At 62.9% G+C, this 1,007-nt stretch carries 1 protein-coding gene; it reads right to left on the reverse strand.

From position 1 onward, the window contains the following. Positions 1-1,007, reverse strand: a 1,007-nt coding sequence (locus tag RMN95_RS16705; RefSeq protein WP_309618032.1) for a class I tRNA ligase family protein, incomplete at both ends; no start/stop codon positions are given.

The following is a 1,007-nucleotide window of genomic DNA, read 5'->3' on the forward strand; positions in this document are numbered from 1 at the left end:
CGTCGCAGAAGGTCCAGAAGAATTTCTCGCTGACCTCGAGAGCTTTGGCGTGGTCGAACTCCTCGAGCGCTGTCGTCGCCGTGGCGATCACAGAATTAAGCTCGGCGAGCATGTCGATGTCGAGCGGTTCGGTGATCGCGCCGGTCGACGAGCCGATCGGATCGAGGCTTACCGCTTCCCCTGCGCCGGCCTCCGGGACATCAGTTTCTGGGACGCTTCCCCCCGGAAGACCGGCCCCCGGGAAGGAGTAGACGAACTTCGCGGCATTCAGGATCTTGATTGCCAGTCGACGCCCGATCTTGATCTGCTTAGGGTTCTGCGGGTCGAACGCCGCATCGGTGCCGAGCCTGCTGGACGCGGCCCAATACCGCACCGCGTCGGAACCGTACTCGTCGAGCATGCCCTTCGGCGTCACCACATTGCCCTTGGATTTCGACATCTTCTTGCGATCAGGGTCGACGATGAAACCGGAGATGCCCGCGTTCTCCCAAGGGACCTTCCCTTCCTCCAGTTCCGCGCGAAGCACTGTCGAGAACAGCCAGGTACGGATGATGTCCTGGCCCTGGCTGCGCAAGGAGTACGGGAACACCAGGCCAAACAGCTCTGGATCGGTTACCCACCCCCCGGCGATCTGCGGGGTAAGGGAGGAGGTGGCCCAGGTGTCCATGATGTCGAGCTCGCCCACGAAAGTGATGCCACGATCGGCTTCACTGAACCCGCTGGGAACGTCTGAGGATGGGTCGACGGGCAGCCGATCTTCGGAGGGAACGATCGGCTCCCCCTTTTCGCCGTGGGCGTCGAGGTGATACCACACCGGGATCGGCACACCGAAGAAGCGTTGCCGTGAGATCAGCCAGTCGCCCGTGAGGCCGCCGACCCAGTTCTCGTACCGCACCCGCATGTGTTCCGGGGTGAATCCGATCCGCCTGCCGGCCTCGATGAGGCGCGCCCGCAGGTCGGCATCCCGTGCACCGTTTTTGATGTACCACTGGCGAGTGGAGATGATT

Origin of the sequence: Salinibacterium sp., from assembly GCF_031364185.1 — a bacterium.
Classification (GTDB): domain Bacteria; phylum Actinomycetota; class Actinomycetes; order Actinomycetales; family Microbacteriaceae; genus Rhodoglobus.